Below are 18,704 nucleotides of genomic sequence, written 5' to 3' on the forward strand. Positions count from 1 at the left end.
CCGATACAGCGATTCGGCTCCGGACGCACGCGAGGGGCAGGCTCCAGGCCCTGCCCCTCGCCGCCCTCAGAACCGTGCGATCAGCTGCACGCGGACCGTCCTCGGCGCGCCGGGGAGGATGTTGTTGTTGTTGTGTGCCGAGACGACGTAGCGCCGATCGAAGACGTTCTCGATGTTCACCTGGGCCCGCATCGACTCGTTGATCTGGTAGAAGACACCGGCATCGAACCGCGAGAAGCTCGGCAGGCGCACCGTGTTGTCCGACGATGCGAAGCTGGGATCCTGATAGATATAGCCGACGCCGACGGCGAATTGGGCGTTGATGTCGAACTTGTTCCACAGGCTGAAAGTATTGAGCGGAACGCCGCCGACGAGGTTGCCCGCCGCGATCGTGTCGCCGTCGTCGTCCAGATCGGCGAGGATGCGCGGCTCGGTATAAGCGTAGCCGCCGGAGATCTGCCACCAATCGGTCGCGTAGCCCGCCAAGCCGATCTCGATGCCCTGGGTGCGTGTCTGGCCGAGGCCGGCGGAGAAACCCGCTTCGGTGGATGACGGGATCGGCTGGTTGTCGCGGTCGAGGTTGAACAGCGCGGCCGTGAACTGGAAGGTCGGCGTGATGTCGTACTTCACGCCGATTTCCATATTCTCGAACCGCTCGGGCACGGACAGCGCGGTCGTCGGGTCCAGCACGCGGAACTGATCGCCCGCGCTCGGCAGGAAGGAGACCGAATAGCTGCTGTAGAAGGCCAGCTCCGGCAGCGGCTTCACCACGACGCCGACGCGCGGCGAAACGAGGTTGTCGACGCGGGCGTTGGGTTGGCTGGGCAGGCCGGTCGCGGGGTCGGGACGGCGGTCGCGCGATTCGAAGTCGAAGCGGTCGAAACGTCCGCCGACGATGAACTGCAGATGTTCGCTGATCTCGATCTGGTCCTGGACGAAGGCGGAGACCACGCCGAGCCGATAGGTGTTGTTTCGACCGGTGGCGAGGTTCCGGAGGACCGCCCCCTCCGTCGTGGTCGGCATGAAGGGATTGACGGGGAGATTGCGGCTGCCGGTCGCGTTCCAGATGAAGTCGCGCCGGAAATCGACCCCCTCCTGGTAACCGAGTTCCACACCGGCAACCACGGTATGGGCGATGGGTCCGGTGTCGAACTTGTAGGTGAAGTCGGTCTGGTTGAAGTAGTTCGTACGGTCGGTCTGGCTGCCATAGCCGCGCATCACGAACGATGTCTCGTCGGCATTGACGGGACCGTTCGGGTAGGCGTTCTGATGATACTTCGCGTAGTCGGCGATGCGCGACTGACTGCGCATGATCACACCGTTTTCGAAGACGTGATCCAGCTGCGCGGTGCCGATATGGGCGTCGACGAAGCCGTTCGACATGAAGGGCGCGCCGAAGAGCGTGCTGGTGTTTTCGCGGTAGCGCCAGGGACGCCCGAACTGCGAGGGGATGCCGCGATCCGCGATGCGGTTGTCCGAGAAGTACTCGTAGGACAGACGCAGGGTCGTCTGCGGCCCGAGCAGGAAGGTCATCGTCGGATTCACGCCGTAGCGGCGGACGTCGATGAAGTCGCGGTAGGTCTCGGTGTCCTCGAACACCCCGTTGAGGCGGAAGAAGACCGTGTCGGAGACGCGGTCGCCGACATCCAAAGCCACGCGCTTGTTGAAGAACTGGCCGCCCTGCACCAGGACTTCGCGGATCGGCACACCGTCCGCTTCCTTGAGCACCCGGTTGACGATGCCGCCGCCGCCGCCGCGGCCGAAGATCATCGCGTTGGGGCCTTTCAGCACCTCGATGCGCTGGGTGTTGTAGAGATCGCGAAAATAGCGGGCGTCGTCGCGGATGCCGTTGACGAAGAAGTCGGCGGTCGTGCGCTGGCCGCGGATGAGGATCTCGTCGCGGTGACCCTCGCCCTGCGCCACGGAGACGCCGGGGACGTAGCGCAGCGCTTCGCCGATGCTCTGGACGTTCTGGTCGCGGATCTGCTGCTGGGTGACGATGGAGATCGCCTGCGGCGTATCGATCAGCGCCGTATCGGTCTTCGTCGCCGAACGCAGCCGCTTGGCGATGTAGCCGACTTGGGCGCCGGAACTGTCGACGATGACGCCGCCGCCCGTTCCAGCCACGCTGATCATGTCGAGCGTCACGCCGCCGACCGATGCGGCCTGCGGCCCGGGATGGACCGCCTGCACGGCCGGAAGCGGTTGAGCCAGGGCGGACGTCGCGATAGCGCAGGGAATACTTGCCAGACTGGTATAACCGGCAAGTGCCATCACAAGGCGCAATGGTCCGTTGCTAGTCCTAAGCATGAACGCCCCCCTGTTTTACCAAGATGAACGCTCGCAAGCTTAGCCATAATCCGGCAACACTCTCAAAATCTTTATATTATTTATTGGATTAACTAGATCGGGATAAAGCGGCAGCTTTGCCGATACTTTTCGGAACTTCCGTCGATTCCGGACCGACAGATGAGCCGGACACATGGCTTGGCCCCAAAGAAAAAGCGCGGCCCCGAGGGACCGCGCTTCATCGGATCACCGTCTGAGCCAGAAGCTCAGTCGCGACGGGGGCCGCGCTCGCGGCGGGGGCCGCGGTCACGATCGCCGCGCGGCTCGCGCTCACGCTCTTCCGGCTCGGGCTCGCCGCGGGCGGCGCGCTCGGCCTTGAGCTTCTCGGTGAGGTCCTCGCCGGTCTCCTGGTCGACGACCTTCATCGAGAGGCGGATTTTTCCGCGGTCGTCGGCGCCCAAAAACTTGACCTTGACCTTCTGGCCTTCGGCCACGACGTCGCCGACCTTGGCGACCCGCTGCGGGGCGAGTTCGGAGATGTGGACGAGGCCGTCCTTGGCGCCGAAGAAGTTCACGAACGCGCCGAACTCCATGATCTTGACGATGGTGCCGTCATAGATCGTGCCGGCCTCGGGCTCGGCGACGATGGAGCGGATCCAATTGTAGGCCGCCTTGATCGCATTGCCGTCGGACGAGGCGATCTTGACGATGCCGGTGTCCTCGATGTTGATCTTGGCGCCGGTCTTCTCGACGATCTCGCGGATGATCTTGCCGCCGGTGCCGATCACGTCGCGGATCTTGTCGGTGGGGATCTGCATCGTCTCGATGCGCGGGGCGTACTCGCCGAGTTCCGGGCGGGCCGCGGTCAGGGCCTTGGCCATCTCGACCAGGATGTGCGCGCGTCCGTCCTTCGCCTGGGCGAGGGCGACCTTCATGATCTCCTCGGTGATGCCGGCGATCTTGATGTCCATCTGGAGCGAGGTGATGCCCTCGTCCGTGCCGGCCACCTTGAAGTCCATGTCGCCGAGGTGATCCTCGTCGCCGAGGATGTCGGACAGCACCGCGAAGCGCTCACCCTCGAGGATGAGGCCCATGGCGATGCCGGCGACCGGACGGCGCAGGGGCACGCCCGCATCCATCAGCGACAGCGAGCCGCCGCAGACCGAGGCCATCGAGGACGAGCCGTTCGACTCGGTGATCTCAGAGACCACGCGGATCGTGTAGGGGAACTCGTGCGCCGGCGGCAGCACGGGCCGGATCGCGCGCCAGGCGAGCTTGCCGTGGCCGATCTCGCGGCGTCCCGGAGACCCCATCCGGCCGGTCTCGCCGACGGAATAGGGAGGGAAGTTGTAGTGGAGCAGGAAGCGCTCCTTGTAGGTGCCTTCCAGCGCGTCGATGAACTGCTCGTCCTCGCCGGTGCCGAGGGTGGCGACCACGAAGGCCTGGGTCTCGCCGCGGGTGAACACCGCCGAGCCGTGGGCGCGCGGCAGCACGCCGACGTCGGAGACGATCGGGCGGACCGTCTTGAGGTCGCGACCGTCGATGCGCGAGCCGGTGTCGAGCACGTTCCAGCGCACGACCTTGGACTGCGCCTCCTTGAAGGCGGCCTTGACCTTCTCAGGCGAGAACTTCTGCTCGCCATCCGACGGGCAGAGCGCGGCGACAACCTTCGCCTTCACGGCGTCGACGGCGGCGTAGCGCTCCTGCTTGACCGTCTTCTTGTAGGCCTCGCGCAGCTCGGCTTCGCCGATCTCGAGCACGGCCTTCTCGGCCTCGGCGTTCTCCGGCGGGGAGAAATCGCGCGGCTCCTTGGCGGCCTTCTCGGCGAGACGGATGATCGCCTCGATCACCGGCTGGAAATGCTTGTGGCCGAACATCACGGCGCCGAGCATCACGTCCTCGGAGAGCTCCTTGGCCTCCGATTCGACCATCAGCACGGCGTCGGTGGTGCCGGCGACGATGAGGTCGAGGGTCGACTCTTCCTTGGTCTCGTTGACGGCCGGGTTCAGCTTGTAGGCGCCGTTGAGCCAGCCGACGCGCGCCGCGCCGATCGGACCCATGAACGGGATGCCCGACAGCGTCAGGGCGGCGGAGGTCGCCACCATCGCGACGATGTCTGGATCGTTCTCGAGGTCGTGGCTGAGAACCGTGACGGTGACCTGGGTGTCGTTGCGCCAGCCCTCGATGAAGAGCGGACGGATCGGACGGTCGATCAGACGGGAGACCAGCGTCTCCTTCTCGGAGGGGCGGCCTTCGCGCTTGAAGTAGCCGCCGGGGATGCGGCCGGCGGCGTAGGCGCGCTCCTGGTAGTTCACGGTGAGCGGCATGAAGTCGATGCCGACCTTCGGCTCCTTCGCCGCGACGACGGTGGCGAGCACGGTGGTCTCGCCGTAGGTGGCGAGCACGGCGCCGTCGGCCTGGCGGGCGATCTTGCCCGTCTCGAGGACGAGCTTGCGGTCGCCCCACATCAGTTCTTCACGTTGGACGTCGAACATTCTTTTTTATCCTTGCCTTCATGCGGCGGGCGAACCCGGCGCCGCCAGGGGCAAGACGGCGAGAGGCTCCGTCTGAAGAAGCCTCTCGCGATCCTGCCCTGAGCGTCGCGCCTCGAAGTCGCCCGGTGGTGGTCCGGCCGGACCCATGTCCGGACAGCCCTTTTCGAAACGCGGCCCCGAATGAGGGGCCGCGCAAACTGTCAAAAAATCAGCGGCGGATGCCGAGGCGCTCGATCAGCGAGCGGTAGCGCGGCTCGTCCTTGCGCTTGACGTAGTCGAGCAGCGAGCGGCGCTGCGAGACCATCTTCAGGAGGCCGCGGCGGGAATGGTTGTCCTTGCCGTGGGTCTTGAAGTGGCCGGTCAGGTTGGTGATCCGCTCGGTGAGGATGGCGACCTGGACCTCCGGCGAACCGGTATCCTTGCCACCTGTGGCGTATTCCTTGATGAGCGCGGTCTTGCGCTCTGCCGAGATCGACATCGCAGGCCTTTCGGTGTGGGGTGTGTCGGACGAGCGACCTCCCCTCGGGAGGCGCTGCAGCCTGCGGCTCGGCCGCTGCCGGGATGTCGTCCAGCAGGGTCGCGCGCAAGCGGTTCAAGCCCCGCCCGTCACCGGGTCGAGGCGGCGCGGACCATACACGAAAGCCCGCACAACGCCAGTGCCGCCGCACGGACCGGCCCACACCGCCAAACATCCGATTGACGCAACCCCAAGAGCCCCCTAAACGATGCCGCACGTTCGAGCCCCAGGCCATCGGCCCGGCCCGCACGCCCAGGTGGCGGAATTGGTAGACGCGCTGGTTTCAGGTACCAGTCTTGCAAGAGGTGAAGGTTCGAGTCCTTTCCTGGGCACCATCAGCCGGCTAAGCCGCTGATCCGCAAAACGAAATAGCAGATTCAGAGACTTAGGCTGCCCGGTTGGTACAATGGCGTTGATGACGCCGCGTCCCTGGAAGCATCTCAAGACCGCCTCGTACTACCTGCGCCGTGCTGTGCCGCTCGACTTACGGGCGCTCGTTGGCAAGCGCGAGGAGAAGGTCACCCTCGGCACTAAAGACCCCGTCGAGGCAAAGCGGCTGCACGCTGTCGGTCTCATGGAGTTGGAGCAGCGTTGGGCGGCATTGCGGGCAGGCCCACGCCACTTGAGCGAGCGCGAGGCACACGAACTCGCTGCCCCTTTCTACGAACATTGGATCGGCCTCTATCGCGACGAGCCCAGCCGGCAGACCTTCTGGCGCACTGAGTTAGGCTATAAGCTCTGGTCCCCGCGTCGTCGGGGCTGGTCGCAGCAGCCCGACTTGGGTGCGTCACTGATTCGGGAGGCGAAGGCGAGCGTCGAGAGTGGTCAGTCCGCCATGGAGGATTGGTGCCTTCAGCAGGCGACAGCCCTCCTCAAGCGGCACGGTCTCCTCGTTGGAGAAGAGGACCACCTCAAACTCGCCAAAGCCATCGCTGCCGCCGTGCAGCAAGGGAGCCTGACCCTCGCACGCTACGCGCGGGGGGAGTTTGACGGGCCCATCTTCGGATCGCCAGTTGCGACAAACGTCGGCGAAGTGCCAGCACAGGTGTCCGTGGCCCGCCCAGCTGTCACCTTTATCGAACTCGTGACTGGGTGGGCCGCCGAAAGAGGCCCGACCGAAAAAACCCTCTACGAGTGGAAGCGCGTGATCCATGATTTTGCATCGTTCATTGGTCACAACGACGCTTCGCAGGTGACCCCAGAAAACGTCATTGCCTGGAAAAACAGCCTCGTCGCCGCAAGCCGAAAACGATCAATGACGCCAAGCTCGCGCCGGTGCGTACGATTCTGCAGTGGGGCGTCAGCAATCGACTTTTGCCGGCTAATCCAACTGCAGGACTTGCGATCAGCGTCAAAAAGAAAGCTGGCCAGGGCATCCGTAGCTTCACCGAGGCGGAAGCCCTTACAATTTTAAAGGCGGCAGAAGGCCAGGGCGACCCGGTGCGCCGTTGGGTACCGTGGCTGTGTGCTTACTCAGGAGCTCGCCTGCCTGAAGTATGTCAACTGCGGGCTGAGGATATTCGTGAGATCGATGGTGTGCCCTCTATGCGTTTCGATGCTGAGGCCGGTTCGCTTAAAACCGTAGGGTCGGAACGGACAGTCCCACTGCATCCCGCAGTGATCGCGGCCGGCTTTCTTGACTTTGTCCACAGGCAGGGAAGGGGGCCGTTATTTTCCCAATTAAAGCCGGACAAGTTTGGCAACCGCGGCGGGAATGGCACTAAGATTTTTGGGCCGGTGGGTAAGAGATTTGGGCCTGACGGACTTGCGACTGTCGCCGAGCCATTCTTGGCGACATCGTTTCAAAACCCTGTCGCGCAATTATGCATTAGCACCGAATATAGCTGATTCCATTACTGGACATGCTAACCGTTCTGTCGGCAACAACTACGGTGATTACGACCTTGTCGCTATGAAACGAGAAATCGAAAAAATTCCAGCTCTTAATTTATTTTGAATTATTTTGCATTTTAATCCCGTAGGGCACGTCATTCAACGCCGAACGCGTTGCAATCTCAGAAGATATTGTTTTTCAGGTGCTTGCTGTCTGGCGCGCTGCGAGCGCTTCTTCTTCGGCCAACGCCGATTGCGCCTGTCTTCTCAATTCCGCACAGCCGGCCGGCGCTCGTATCTCCAAGCCGATACCGCATCCCGCCGCGCCTCGAACGTCTGTCGAAGGCACGAGCCCAGAGCGCCCCTGCGCTCTTTCTCGTAGCCGTACAGCAGCACGCCATCAGGGCCGTAGCGGCGCGTCATTTCGTTTCGCCAAAGCCGATCGGCATTCGCCAAGCCCGCCTCGGTCTGAACCGCTCCGGATTTCCCGGAGGCTCCAACTCTTGAGAGGATGGAGCGATGACGAAGCGAACCCCACCGTATTCCCCTGAGGTTCGTGCCCGCGCGGTGCGGATGGTCCTGGACCACCAAGGCGAGCATGCCTCGCAATGGGCGGCGATCAGCTCGATCGCGGCCAAGATCGGCTGTTCGGGCGAGACGCTCCGGAACTGGATCCGTCAGTCCGAGCGGGACACGGGACAACGGGGCGGCCCGAGCACGGAGGAGCGCGAGCGGATCAAGGCGCTGGAGCGGGAGAACCGCGAGTTGCGTCAGGCCAACGAGATCCTCCGGAAAGCCAGCGCATATTTTGCGTTTGCCGAGCTCGACCGCCCTTTCAAACGATGAAGGCGTTCATCGACGAGTACCGCGATGCCTACGGGGTCGAGCCGATCTGCAGAGTGCTGCCGATCGCCCCGTCGACGTACCATGCCTATGCCGCGCGGCGTGCCGACCCCGGCAAGCTGCCGACACGGGCCAGGAGCGACGCGGCGCTGATGGTCGAGATCCAGCGCGTGTTCGAGGCGAACTTCCACGTCTACGGCCTGCGCAAGGTCTGGCGTCAGCTCGGCCGGGACGGGATCGTGGTGGCTCGGTGCACGGTGGCGCGGCTGATGCGGGCGATGAGGCTGAAGGGTGTCGTGCGGGGTAAGACAGTCCGGACGACGATCCCAGATCCGGCCGCTTTGTGCCCGCTCGACCGGGTCAACCGGCAGTGCAAGGCACCGCGCCCCAACGCCCTGTGGGTCAGCGACTTCACCTACGTCGCGACCTGGTCTGGCTTCGTCTACGTGGCTTTCGTGATCGACGTCTTCGCCCGCCGCATCGTCGGCTGGCGGGTCTCCCGGACCGCCCACGCCGCCTTCGTACTCGACGCTTTGGAGCAGGCCCTGCACGAGCGTCGTCCCGTCTAGGACGGCGGGCGCGTGCACCATAGCGACAGGGGCTCACAATACCTGTCGATCCGCTACACCGAGCGGCTGGCGGAGGCGGGCGTCGAGCCGTCCGTCGGCAGCGTCGGCGACAGCTACGACAACGCGCTGGCCGAGACGATCAACGGCCTGTTCAAAGCCGAGGTGATCCATCGGCGTGGCCCGTGGCGGTCGTTCGAGGCCGTCGAGTTCGCCACCCTCGAATGGGTCGATTGGTTCAACACCCGCCGTCTGCTCCAACCAATCGGGAATATCCCTCCCGCCGAGGCCGAAGCGCGCTATTATGCCCAGACCGAGGTACAAACCTTGGCAGCCTGACTCAAACCCAATGGCCTCCGGGAAACCCGGCGCGGTTCAACACCGGAACTGGCCGCCAAAGTGGTGCGGCTGAAGGAGAAGATCGCCCGCCTCGGGCAGGAGATGGAGCGGTTGGCCGGCCTGGAGGCGCAGATGAAAGCGGCGCCCGACCGGCAGATCTCACTGACCGATCCCGACGCGCGATCGATGGCGACCAGCGGGCGCGGGTCGGGCTTGGTGGGCTATAACGTCCAGGTGGCGGTCGAGACCGAGCATCATCTGATTGTCTCGCACGCCGTCACCAATGCCGGCTCGGACCGGGCACAGCTCAGTGGAATGGCCGCACGGGCCAAGCAGGCACTGGAGACGGACACGCTCGATGCGGTGGCTGACCGGGGCTATTATTCCAGTGAACAGATCCTCGCCTGCGAACGCGTCGGCATCTCCGTCACGCTGCCCCGGCCGATGACCTCGGGTGCCAAGGCCGCCGGACGCTTCGGTAAGGAGGACTTCCTCTACCGCCCTCAGCAGAACGCCTACCTGTGCCCGGCGGGCGAGATGCTGTCCCACCGCTGCACCACGGTGGAGAATGGTCTGACGCTTCATCGGTACTGGACGAACGTGTGCTAGGCCTGCCCGATGAAAGCGGAATGCACGACGGGCAGGGAGCGCCGGGTGACGCGTTGGGAGCATGAGGATGTGCTGGAGACGGTGCAGCGCCGCTTGGACGGCGATCCGCTGGCCATGCGGGTCCGGCGTGAGACGGTCGAGCATCCCTTCGGCACGCTGAAGGCGCGGATGGGGGCCACGCACTTCCTGACCAAGACCCTGCCGCGCGTCTCGACCGAGATGGCGCTCCAGGTCCTGGCCTACAATCTGACGCGGGTTCTCAACATCCTGGGAAGCCGGAAGCTCCTGGCGGCGATCCCCACCTGAGCGAAGGCTCGGATCGTCCGCCAAAGACGCCCAGTAACCGTCCAGGAGGCGCTTTCAACCAAAAACTGGCCGTCTCCCGACCGTAAGAACCCGTTCGACGCGATGAACAGACCAATCTCGCGAGACCGGAACGTCACCCGACCGCAAAAGCCCCAATTCGCGAGTTTTGACACGGCCTGGACCCATTGCAGAAGGTCGGAACGTCCACTCTGAGGCAGCGTGGTGGACGGGGGCGTACGGCTGGGTTGGGTCGATCCCGGTCCGTCTGCTTCTGGGAGCCAAAGACGAGAAGCGGTCATTCACGCGGACACTGCCTGCAGGCGGATGGACTTTGGAAGAGCTGCGTTCTTACAATCCTGGGTATCGTCACCGGGCAATCGCGGCGATAGGCGGTCGCTCCCGGATCAGCAGCAGCGCCCCCGCCGCGAACAGGCAAAGCGCGCCGGCGATGAAGAAGGCCGGCAGGTAGCTCGCATAGACGGTCCGGCTGAAGCCGGCCCCATAGGCAGCGGTTGCCGCGCCGAGCTGGTGTCCCGCAAAGACCCAGCCGAACACGAGATTGGCGTTCTCGCCGAACCGGTCGGCCACGAGCTTCACCGTCGGGGGCACCGTGGCGACCCAATCGAGGCCGTAGAAGATCGCGAACAACGAAAGCCCGTAGAAGGTGAAATCGGAGAACGGCAGGTAGAGCAGGGAAAGGCCGCGCAGTCCGTAGTACCAGAACAGCAGCACGCGGCAGTCGTAACGGTCCGAGAGCCAGCCCGATCCGACGGTGCCGGCGAAGTCGAACACGCCGATCACCGCGAGCATGCCCGCGGCGGTGACGGCGGCGATGCCGTAATCGCCGCACAGCGAGACGAAATGCGTCTGGACGAGGCCGTTGGTGCTGGCGCCGCAGACGAAGAACGTTCCGAACAGCACCCAGAAGGTCAGCGAGGTCGACGCCGCGCGCAGCGCCAGCAGCGGCGACATCAGCATAGCCGCGAATCCCCCTGGTGACTGCGGCGGGGGGACGTCGGCCGTGGCGCCGTAGGGGCGAAGCCCGAGATCGGACGGGCGGTCGCGCATCAGCGCGAGGACCGCGGCCGTCGCCGTCATCAGCATGACGAGGACGAAGGCGAGCGCCGTGCGCCATCCGTAACGGTCGGTGAGCCACGCGAGCAGCGGCAGGAACACCAGTTGCCCCGTCGCCGTGCTCGCCGTGAGCAGGCCGAGCACCAGCCCGCGGCGGGCCACGAACCATCGGGTGGCGACGGTGGCGCCGAGCACCATGGCCGTCAGCCCCGTGCCGAGACCCACGATGACGCCCCAGAAAAGCAGCAGGTGCCAGATCTGCGTCATCGCGAAGGAGCCGGCGACCCCGCAGGCGATCAGGACGAGCGCGACGGCCGCCACCCGCCGCACGCCGAAGCGGTTCATGAAGGCCGCCGCGAACGGCCCCATGAGTCCGAACAGCACGAGCCGTATGGCTAGGGCCGACGAGATGTCGGCATTGGCCCAGCCGAACTCGCGTTCGAGCGGTGCGATCAGGACCCCCGGCGCGCCGACGGCGCCCGCGGTGACCAGCATCGTCAGGAAGGTCACCGCGGCGACGATCCAGCCGTAATGCATCCCGTTTTGTCCATTGGCGGTCGCGGTCAGGCTCATTGCTTTCATCCGAGTCAGACAAGCAGATATCGCAACAGCGCTGCTCCTGTTCAGCCGGCAGCAGCGGCGAGCGTGGTCCGGAGTTGCGCATCCAGGTCACGCGCGACGCGATCGACGTCCGGGTTGCCGAACTGTCCGAAGGTTGTGGCCGGGCGGTCGTACTCGAACGCGACGTTGCCCTCGGCATCTTCACGCAGGAGCACTCGGATCGGCGCGTACAAGGCAGCGGCCAGAACGTGCCGTGTCATCCGGCTGGCCGTGAGCGGATTGCCGATGTCGTACTGGATGGCCTTGCGGGTCAGGCCGGCCGTGAGCAGCAGGCCGCCGTGATCCCGCACGCCGAAGATCGAGAGCGGTGCCTGGCGTTCGAGGCGGTCGCGCGCCTCATCCACCTTTCCGTCCAGCAAGAGCTTGGCATAGGTATGGTCCAGGGGCGGCACTGCGGCTTCCAGCGCCTCCCGGACCGTCTCGAAGGGCTTCGCCGAACGGAGCGTCACGTGCTCCACCGTGACGGGGGTCGAGGTAATGTGATCGTTCATCGGTCCAACTCCGCGACTGGCATGGATGAGGAGCGACGGTCCGCCGGCCCTCAGGCGACAGCCCGGGCCTTCGCCGTAGCCGCAAGGATGATGTCGACCCAGGCCTGCGGGCGTTCCAGAGCACTGAAGTGCCCGGTCCGTTCGAGGGTGACGACGGTCGGCGACGGCACGGCTCTCTCGACGCCGGTGCGATCCTGGAGGGTCGACCAGTCCTTGTCGCCCCAGACCAGCGTGACGGGCGCATTGACGGAGCGGTAGCGGGCACGGGCGGCAACGAAGCTTGGAAGTGCCTTGAGGAGCGTCCGCGCCGCTCTGCTGTAGCCGGGGCGGGCGCCGACTCGGGCATACTCGTCCAGGAGGTCCGAGGGCAGGCTTCGCGGGTCGGAAAAGCCCCCGCTCATGATGCCGCCGGTGATGGTCCGGTTCTCCAGCGCCGCGAAGACCGGACCGACGACCGGCGCACGCACGCTCTTGATGATGATCGAGGCCAGGAGGTTCGACCGCTCCAGGCCCGGGAGGTAATCGTAGGTGTTGAAGGCGAAGACGCGCTCGACCTTGTCCCCGAGCTCAGCTGCGAGCGAGAGCGACAGCGTCGCGCCGATAGATTCGCCCGCCAGGATCGGCCGCGCGATGCCGAGATTGGCGATGAACTCCTTGAGAGCCGCCCGCAGGGTGGGCTCGTCCTTCGGCAGCCCCGGCTTGAGGTCCGACCAGCCGAAGCCTGGCAGGTCGAGCGCGTAGACGGTGAAGTGCGGCGAAAGCAGAGGGATCACGCGCTGGAACAGGTCGAGTTGCGTGCGCACGGTGTGGATCAGGACGAGTTCTGGTCCATGGCCCACCCGAACGTAGCGGATGCGGGTCCCGTCCCTCAGGGTGGTAGTGGCGATCTCGCCGGAGGGAAGCCAACGGCGGGTGTAGTCTTCGGCTTCCTTGCCGAGGGGCGTTGTGGATTGCTTGATCATGGCGGTCGGGTCCCCGAGCAATAGTAGGCCGGCGTCGGACGCGGGGATGACATCGCGATCCCCGTCCACAAATAGATTATTGTCGTCATTTTAAATGTCAACTCCGTCGAGCAACGGCCTCCTATGCACCCCCTTCAAGCCGAACATCACGACGCATTGTGCGATTCCGCTCACGCATGCGCCCCAGGACCATTGACGCCGGATCTACCCCCATAATAGATTTTAGTCATAATCTTAATACGACCGTGGATTGGTCGCGAGGAGACGGGCGATGAATGCGAGATGGTTGCTCGGGCTCACAGGATTGGCCCTCGCCGGATGCTCGCCGGCCGAGACCGCGGTTCCTTCGGAGCCGCCGCTGGTCCAGACCATCGAGGTCGCTCCCGGGACGGGAAAGGACTCGCGATACACCGGGGTCGTCCGGGCACGCACGGAGAGCAACCTCGGCTTCCGGGTCGGGGGCAAGATCTTCGAGCGCCTCGTCGATCCGGGCGACCGGGTGAAGCGCGGCCAGCCGCTGATGCGCCTCGACCGGACCGACTTTACCCTGGCGTTCACCGCGGCCCGAGCCTCGGTCGAGGCCGCCCGCGCGCAGATGATCAGGACGAAGGCCGACGAGGAGCGCAGCCGCAAGCTCGTTGGCGACGGCTGGACCTCGAAGCAGACCTACGACCGGAACAAGGCCGCGGCGGATGCGGCCATCGCCCAGTTCGCCAACGCCGAGGCCCAGGCGAGCCAGATCTCCAACCAGGCTGGCTATTCCGAGCTCCAGGCTGATGCCGACGGCGTAGTGATGGAGGTGCCGTCCGAGCCCGGTCAGGTGGTCGCCGCCGGCCAGACCGTGGTCAAGCTCGCCCGCGATGGATCCCGCGAGGCGGAGGTCTTCCTGCCCGAGGCGAGCCGGCGCCTCGCCAAGGGCGCGGCCTCGGCGACGCTCTATGCCGAGGGCGAGGCGACCTACCCGGCGCGGCTGCGCGAATTGTCGGCCACCGCCGATCCGGCCACCCGGACCTACCGGGCTCGGTACATCCTATCGGGCGGCGGCGAGGACGCGCCGCTCGGCGCGACCGTGACGCTTCGGCTCAAGGCCGCCGAGACCGGACGCGCGGCTCCGGTCGAGGTGCCGCTGGCAGCCCTGTTCGACGCAGGCAACGGCTCGGCGGTCTGGAGGTTCGATACGGCCACCGGCACCGTCACCGCCCAAAAGGTCGGCATCGCGCGGCTCTCCGAAGAGAGCGCGGAGGTCGCATCCGGCCTCAGCCCCGGCGACCGGATCGTGTCGCTCGGCGCCCATCTCCTCAAGGCCGGCCAGACGGTCCGTCAGGCGCCCGCCAGCATGACGGGAGACGCCAAGTGACCGGCTTCAATCTCTCTGCCCTGGCGGTCCGGGAACGGGCCGTCACGCTGTTCCTGATCCTTGCGCTGACGGCCGCCGGGTTCTTTGCCTTCCAGAAGCTCGGGCGCGCCGAGGATCCGGCCTTCACGGTGAAGACCATGGCCGTTTCGGCCGCGTGGCCCGGCGCCACCACCGACGAGATGCAGCGGCAGGTCGCCGACCCGCTGGAAAAGCGCCTCCAGGAACTCGTCTACTACGACCGGGTCGAGACCACGGTCCGGCCCGGCCTGATGCTGATGAAAGTGTTCTTCAAGGACAACATGCCGCCGGCGAAGCTTCAGTCGGAGTTCTACCAGGCACGCAAGAAGCTCTCCGACCAGGCCTCGGGCCTGCCGCGCGGGGTGATGGGGCCGCTGTTCAACGACGAGTTCTCGGACATCTACTTCTCGCTCTACGCTCTCCAGGCGAAGGGCCTGCCGCACCGCCACCTCGTCATGAGGGCCGAGGACCTGCGCCAGCGCCTGCTGCGCGTGGCCGGCGTCGAGAAGATCAACATCCTGGGCGAGCAGGCCCAGAAGATCTTTGTCGAGATCTCCTACCAGCGGCTCGCCACGCTCGGCATCAACGGCCAGCAGCTGCTGCAGTCCCTCGCCAACCAGAACGACGTCACACCGGCGGGCTTCGTCGAGACCGCCGGCCCCCGGGTCTACCTGCGCCTCGACGGGGCCATCGACGGCCTCGACGCGATCCGCAACCTGCCGGTGGCCGCTGGCGACCGCAGCCTCAAGCTCGGCGACATCGCCGAAGTGAAGCGCGGCTACGAGGACCCGAAGGTCTTCGCGATCCGCAACGACGGCGAGCCGGCCGTAATGCTCGGCCTCGTCATGAAGCCCGGCTTCAACGGCCTCAAGCTCGGCGAAGCGCTGAACGCCGAGGAGGTGGCGATCCACCACGATCTGCCGACGGGCATCACGTTCACGAAGATCACCGACCAGGCCAAGGTCATCGACGACGCCATCCACGAGTTCATGGTCAAGTTCTTCACCGCACTCGGGGTGGTGATCGTCGTGAGCCTCGTCGCCCTTGGCTTCCGCGTCGGCATCGTCGTGGCGCTGGCCGTGCCCCTGACGCTCTCGGCCGTGTTCGTGGTGATGATGGTCACCGGACGCGATTTCGACCGCATCACGCTCGGCGCCCTGATCATCTCGCTCGGGCTGCTGGTGGACGACGCCATCATCGCCATCGAGATGATGGTGGTGCGCATGGAGGAAGGAGTCGACCGCATCGAGGCGGCGACCTACGCCTGGAGCGCCACCGCCGCGCCGATGCTGACGGGCACCCTCGTCACCATCGCCGGCTTCCTGCCCGTGGGCTTCGCCGCCTCCACCGCGGGCGAGTACGCCGGCAACATCTTCTGGGTGGTGTCGTTCTCGCTGATCATCTCCTGGATCGTGGCCGTGACCTTCACGCCCTATCTCGGCGTCAAGCTGCTGCCGAACATCAAGAAGGTTGATGGCGGCCACGAGGCGATCTACGCCACGAGGAATTACCAGCGCCTGCGCCGCGTCGTGCGGACGTCGGTCGATCACAAGTGGATGGCCGCCGGCATCATCGTTGCGCTGTTCGCGGGCGCCGTGGTCGCCATGGGCAAGGTCGAGCAGCAATTCTTCCCGAATTCCGAGCGGGCCGAGCTCATCGTCGAGGTGACCCTGCCGACGGGCTCGGCCTTCGCGACCACCGAGGCCAGTGTCAAGAAAGTCGAGGCCGCCGTGCGCGACCTACCCGAGGCTGGGGAGATCACCAGCTACATCGGCCAGGGCATGCCGCGCTTCGTGCTGTCCTTCGACCCCGAACTGCCCGATCCGGCCTTCGCGCAGATCGTCGTCCAGACCGGGGATGCGCACGCCCGCGACGTCCTGCGAGGCAAGGTCCGGAAACTCGTCGACGAGGGTCGCTTCTCGGAGGCACGGGTGCGCGTGCTCCAGATCGTGTTCGGCCCGCCGATCCGCTTCCCCGTCGCATTCCGCGTGGTCGGGCCGGACCTAGACGTCATCCGCGGCATCTCGGCCGAGGTGGCCGATGTCATGAGGGCCAACGCCAACATGCGCCTCGTCCACCTCGACTGGGGCAACAAGACCCCGAACCTGCACCTCGCCCTCGACCAGGAGCGCCTGCGCCTGATCGGCCTGACGCCGAAGGAGGCCGGCCAGCAGCTCCAGAGCTATCTCAACGGGACGCCGGCGACGCAGGTCCGCGAGAACCTGCGCTCGGTCGACGTGCTGCTGCGCAGCCCCGGCCCCGAGCGACGCTCGCTGGGCGAGATCGGTGACCTGACGCTGGCGACGCGGGACGGGCGGCAGGTCCCGGTGTCCCAGGTCGCGAGGCTGGAGACCCGGAACGAGGATGCGGTGCTCAAGCGCTACAACCGCGAGACCTACATCCGGGTGCAGGGCGACGTGCTCGACGGCAAGCAGCCCCCGGACGTTCACGCCCAGGTCTTCCCGCTGCTCGACCCGATCAAGGCGAAGCTACCGCCGGGCTACCGCATCGACACGGCCGGCGCCGTGGAGGAGAGCGAGAAGGCGATGATGTCGCTGGTGGCGGTCTTCCCCATCATGCTGATCGTGACCCTCACCGTGATCATGATTCAGGTCCGGTCGTTCACGACGATGTTCATGGTGTTCGCGACCGCGCCGCTGGGCCTCGTCGGGGCGGCGCCGACTCTGTTGTTCTTCCATCAGCCCTTCGGCTTCAACGCAATCCTCGGTCTGATCGCGTTGTCGGGCATCCTGATGCGCAACACCCTGATTCTGGTGGACCAAATCCACCACGACCGGGAGGCTGGCCTGTCCGACTACGATGCCATCGTCGAGTCGACGGTGCGGCGGGCCCGGCCCGTCATCCTGACGGCGGCGGCGGCGATGCTGGCCTTCATCCCGCTCACCCACTCGGTGTTCTGGGGGGCCCTGGCCTACGTCCTGATCGGCGGCGTCGGCGTCGGCACCCTGCTGACCCTGCTGTTTCTGCCCGCGCTCTATGCCTTGTGGTTCCGGGTGGCACGCGTGCCGAAAGGCGAGGGTGTCGCATCGGGCGCCGGCGAGATGTCGCTCCCAGCGAAGTCATGAAGCCGCTTACAACAAGTTCATGTCCCGGCTCCGGGACATCCGAGGATCGCGCGACGGGCAACCGGGCGTGCGGTACGACGGCCGGCCTGCGCTCCGCCCCCTCGCGCAGGCCGGTCGATTGTCGATTCCCAAGTGGCTTCGCAGGTAAAGCGGCAGGAGCGCCCCTTCTTTAGATGACGTTATGCATCTATATGGGATGGAAGGCCAAAGGATCAGGGTATGCCGAGAGTTTCGCAGGAGCAGGCCAGGCTCAACCGTCAGCGCGTGGTCGAGGTCGCAGCGTCCCTATTCCGCGAGCGCGGGCTTAACGGGGTGGGCGTCGCCGACATCATGGCCTCCGCCGGCCTGACCCATGGCGGCTTCTACGGCCAGTTCGCCAACAAGGATGCCTTGGCCGTCGAGGCGTTCGATGCCGCGCTCGACGAGGACCGGCGCGGGGACGTTGACAGCATCCTGGCGACCTACCTTTCGCTTGCGCACGTCCAGACACCTGGCAAGGGGTGTCCCCTGGCGGCCCTGGCGAACGACGTCTCGCGCGAAGGGCTGGGTAGCCCTGTCCGGACGCGCTTCACCCACGGCGTCGAGCGCCTGGCCTCCATCCTCGCCAACCTGACGCCGAAGGCATCGCGGGAGCGCCGTCGGCAGAAGTCCCTCGCGACGCTGTCGACGCTCGTCGGCGCGGTCGTCCTGGCGCGGGCCGTCAACGACGAGAAGCTGGCGAACGATCTCCTACAGGCGGCGCATTCCTCGGTCGCTCCCTGAGGCCCGGAAGGCCGACCTGGCATGGGTAAAGGCCGGTCACCGGAACGATGGGCGAAGTGAACCCCACGCAGTTGACGGCATGGATACGTCTAAATAGATTATATGCGTAATATAATGATTCCGGCATCGGCAGGGAATAGCCGCCGGAAACATGTCGATCCCCAGCGCGGAAGGAGAACGTCGATGAACCATCGTCATGCCGTGGATCTCGCCGAACCGCTTCGGTACCTGATGAGGGCTTCGGTAATCCTCGCGCTATGGGGCCTGCCCGCCCTCGCATCCGACGGACCCAAGGCGATCCGTCTGCCGGACGCCGGCCGCTTTCCCGAGAACGTGGCGTCTGCGTCGAACGGAACCCTGTTCGTCAGCAGCATTGGCCTGCCCCAATTCGGTGGCCCAGGTTCGAAGTTAGAGCGGCTGCCGATCACGCGGAGTCGGGCTGGGTTTTCACACGCGGGCTGATCTGATTCCCTGTCTGCTTTCGACAGGAGGGTCGATGTCGTCGCCGTTGTCGTCCGATCTGCGTGAGCGCGTCG

At 65.6% G+C, this 18,704-nt stretch carries 11 protein-coding genes, 1 tRNA gene, 2 pseudogenes and 1 other annotated feature; of the genes and pseudogenes, 8 read left to right on the forward strand and 6 right to left on the reverse strand.

Going from position 1 to position 18,704, the window contains the following annotated elements; translation table 11 throughout:
• Positions 1-66 precede the first annotated feature (66 nt).
• From FV217_RS10900 to rpsO, 3 genes are all read right to left on the reverse strand, one after another.
• The gene (locus tag FV217_RS10900) at positions 67-2,136 is read right to left on the reverse strand and encodes a TonB-dependent siderophore receptor (RefSeq protein WP_246682763.1); all 2,070 of its coding nucleotides are present in this window, start codon (positions 2,134-2,136) and stop codon (positions 67-69) included.
• 419 nt (positions 2,137-2,555) lie between these two features.
• Complete coding sequence (pnp, locus tag FV217_RS10905; RefSeq protein ID WP_147817209.1) at positions 2,556-4,784, reverse strand: polyribonucleotide nucleotidyltransferase; 2,229 nt, start codon at positions 4,782-4,784, stop codon at positions 2,556-2,558.
• A gap of 208 nt (positions 4,785-4,992) precedes the next feature.
• Positions 4,993-5,262 (reverse strand): 30S ribosomal protein S15, encoded by a 270-nt coding sequence (gene rpsO, locus FV217_RS10910; RefSeq protein WP_147817210.1) that lies wholly within the window; start codon positions 5,260-5,262, stop codon positions 4,993-4,995.
• 289 nt (positions 5,263-5,551) lie between these two features.
• Between rpsO and FV217_RS10915 the strand changes: the two genes are divergently transcribed.
• The 4 genes and pseudogenes from FV217_RS10915 to FV217_RS23405 form a co-directional block, all read left to right on the forward strand.
• A tRNA-Leu gene (locus tag FV217_RS10915) sits at positions 5,552-5,636 on the forward strand.
• 71 nt (positions 5,637-5,707) lie between these two features.
• Positions 5,708-6,715, forward strand: coding sequence for a DUF6538 domain-containing protein (locus FV217_RS23400; protein ID WP_246682762.1), 1,008 nt, complete (start codon positions 5,708-5,710; stop codon positions 6,713-6,715).
• A gap of 938 nt (positions 6,716-7,653) precedes the next feature.
• A pseudogene (locus tag FV217_RS10930) lies at positions 7,654-8,882 on the forward strand (IS3 family transposase).
• Positions 7,935-8,051: a sequence feature (AL1L pseudoknot), on the forward strand. Its footprint overlaps the pseudogene before it by 117 nt.
• Positions 8,883-8,936: 54 nt before the next feature.
• Positions 8,937-9,797: pseudogene (locus FV217_RS23405) on the forward strand (transposase); the annotation flags it as partial.
• Positions 9,798-10,163: 366 nt separating this feature from the next.
• Here FV217_RS23405 and FV217_RS10940 read toward each other — a convergent pair.
• From FV217_RS10940 to FV217_RS10950, 3 genes are all read right to left on the reverse strand, one after another.
• Positions 10,164-11,453: an MFS transporter gene (locus FV217_RS10940; RefSeq protein WP_147817211.1), complete on the reverse strand. Its 1,290-nt coding sequence runs from the start codon at positions 11,451-11,453 to the stop codon at positions 10,164-10,166.
• A 41-nt stretch (positions 11,454-11,494) separates the two neighbouring features.
• Positions 11,495-11,950 carry a DUF302 domain-containing protein gene (locus FV217_RS10945; protein WP_348641960.1) on the reverse strand — a complete coding sequence of 152 codons (456 nt, stop codon included), beginning with the start codon at positions 11,948-11,950 and terminating at the stop codon, positions 11,495-11,497.
• Between the two features lie 83 nt (positions 11,951-12,033).
• Entirely contained in the window at positions 12,034-12,945 is a 912-nt protein-coding gene (locus FV217_RS10950; protein ID WP_147817213.1) for an alpha/beta hydrolase, read from the reverse strand.
• Between the two features lie 271 nt (positions 12,946-13,216).
• Between FV217_RS10950 and FV217_RS10955 the strand changes: the two genes are divergently transcribed.
• The 4 genes from FV217_RS10955 (at position 13,217) to FV217_RS10970 (ending at position 18,630) form a co-directional block, all read left to right on the forward strand.
• Entirely contained in the window at positions 13,217-14,302 is a 1,086-nt protein-coding gene (locus FV217_RS10955; RefSeq protein WP_147817214.1) for an efflux RND transporter periplasmic adaptor subunit, read from the forward strand.
• Positions 14,299-17,406 (forward strand): efflux RND transporter permease subunit, encoded by a 3,108-nt coding sequence (locus FV217_RS10960; protein ID WP_147817215.1) that lies wholly within the window; start codon positions 14,299-14,301, stop codon positions 17,404-17,406. Before FV217_RS10955 ends, FV217_RS10960 begins: the two co-directional genes overlap by 4 nt.
• A gap of 219 nt (positions 17,407-17,625) precedes the next feature.
• Complete coding sequence (locus FV217_RS10965) at positions 17,626-18,168, forward strand: TetR family transcriptional regulator (RefSeq protein WP_147817216.1); 543 nt, start codon at positions 17,626-17,628, stop codon at positions 18,166-18,168.
• 183 nt (positions 18,169-18,351) lie between these two features.
• Entirely contained in the window at positions 18,352-18,630 is a 279-nt protein-coding gene (locus FV217_RS10970) for a hypothetical protein (RefSeq protein WP_147817217.1), read from the forward strand.
• The last annotated feature ends 74 nt before the right edge of the window (positions 18,631-18,704 follow it).

The sequence above is a fragment of the Methylobacterium sp. WL9 genome, from assembly GCF_008040035.1.
Taxonomy (GTDB): Bacteria; Pseudomonadota; Alphaproteobacteria; order Rhizobiales; family Beijerinckiaceae; genus Methylobacterium; species Methylobacterium thuringiense.

Excerpts from the sequence above, each read along its gene's own strand:
- FV217_RS10970 (WP_147817217.1), top strand. The coding sequence starts at position 18,352 with ATGAACCATCGTCATGCCGTGGATCTCGCCGAACCGCTTCGGTACCTG.
- FV217_RS10965 (WP_147817216.1), top strand. The coding sequence starts at position 17,626 with ATGCCGAGAGTTTCGCAGGAGCAGGCCAGGCTCAACCGTCAGCGCGTG.
- rpsO (WP_147817210.1), bottom strand. The coding sequence starts at position 5,262 with ATGTCGATCTCGGCAGAGCGCAAGACCGCGCTCATCAAGGAATACGCC.
- FV217_RS23400 (WP_246682762.1), top strand. The coding sequence starts at position 5,708 with ATGGCGTTGATGACGCCGCGTCCCTGGAAGCATCTCAAGACCGCCTCG.
- FV217_RS10940 (WP_147817211.1), bottom strand. The coding sequence starts at position 11,453 with ATGAAAGCAATGAGCCTGACCGCGACCGCCAATGGACAAAACGGGATG.
- FV217_RS10955 (WP_147817214.1), top strand. The coding sequence starts at position 13,217 with ATGAATGCGAGATGGTTGCTCGGGCTCACAGGATTGGCCCTCGCCGGA.
- FV217_RS10950 (WP_147817213.1), bottom strand. The coding sequence starts at position 12,945 with ATGATCAAGCAATCCACAACGCCCCTCGGCAAGGAAGCCGAAGACTAC.
- pnp (WP_147817209.1), bottom strand. The coding sequence starts at position 4,784 with ATGTTCGACGTCCAACGTGAAGAACTGATGTGGGGCGACCGCAAGCTC.
- FV217_RS10900 (WP_246682763.1), bottom strand. The coding sequence starts at position 2,136 with ATGATCAGCGTGGCTGGAACGGGCGGCGGCGTCATCGTCGACAGTTCC.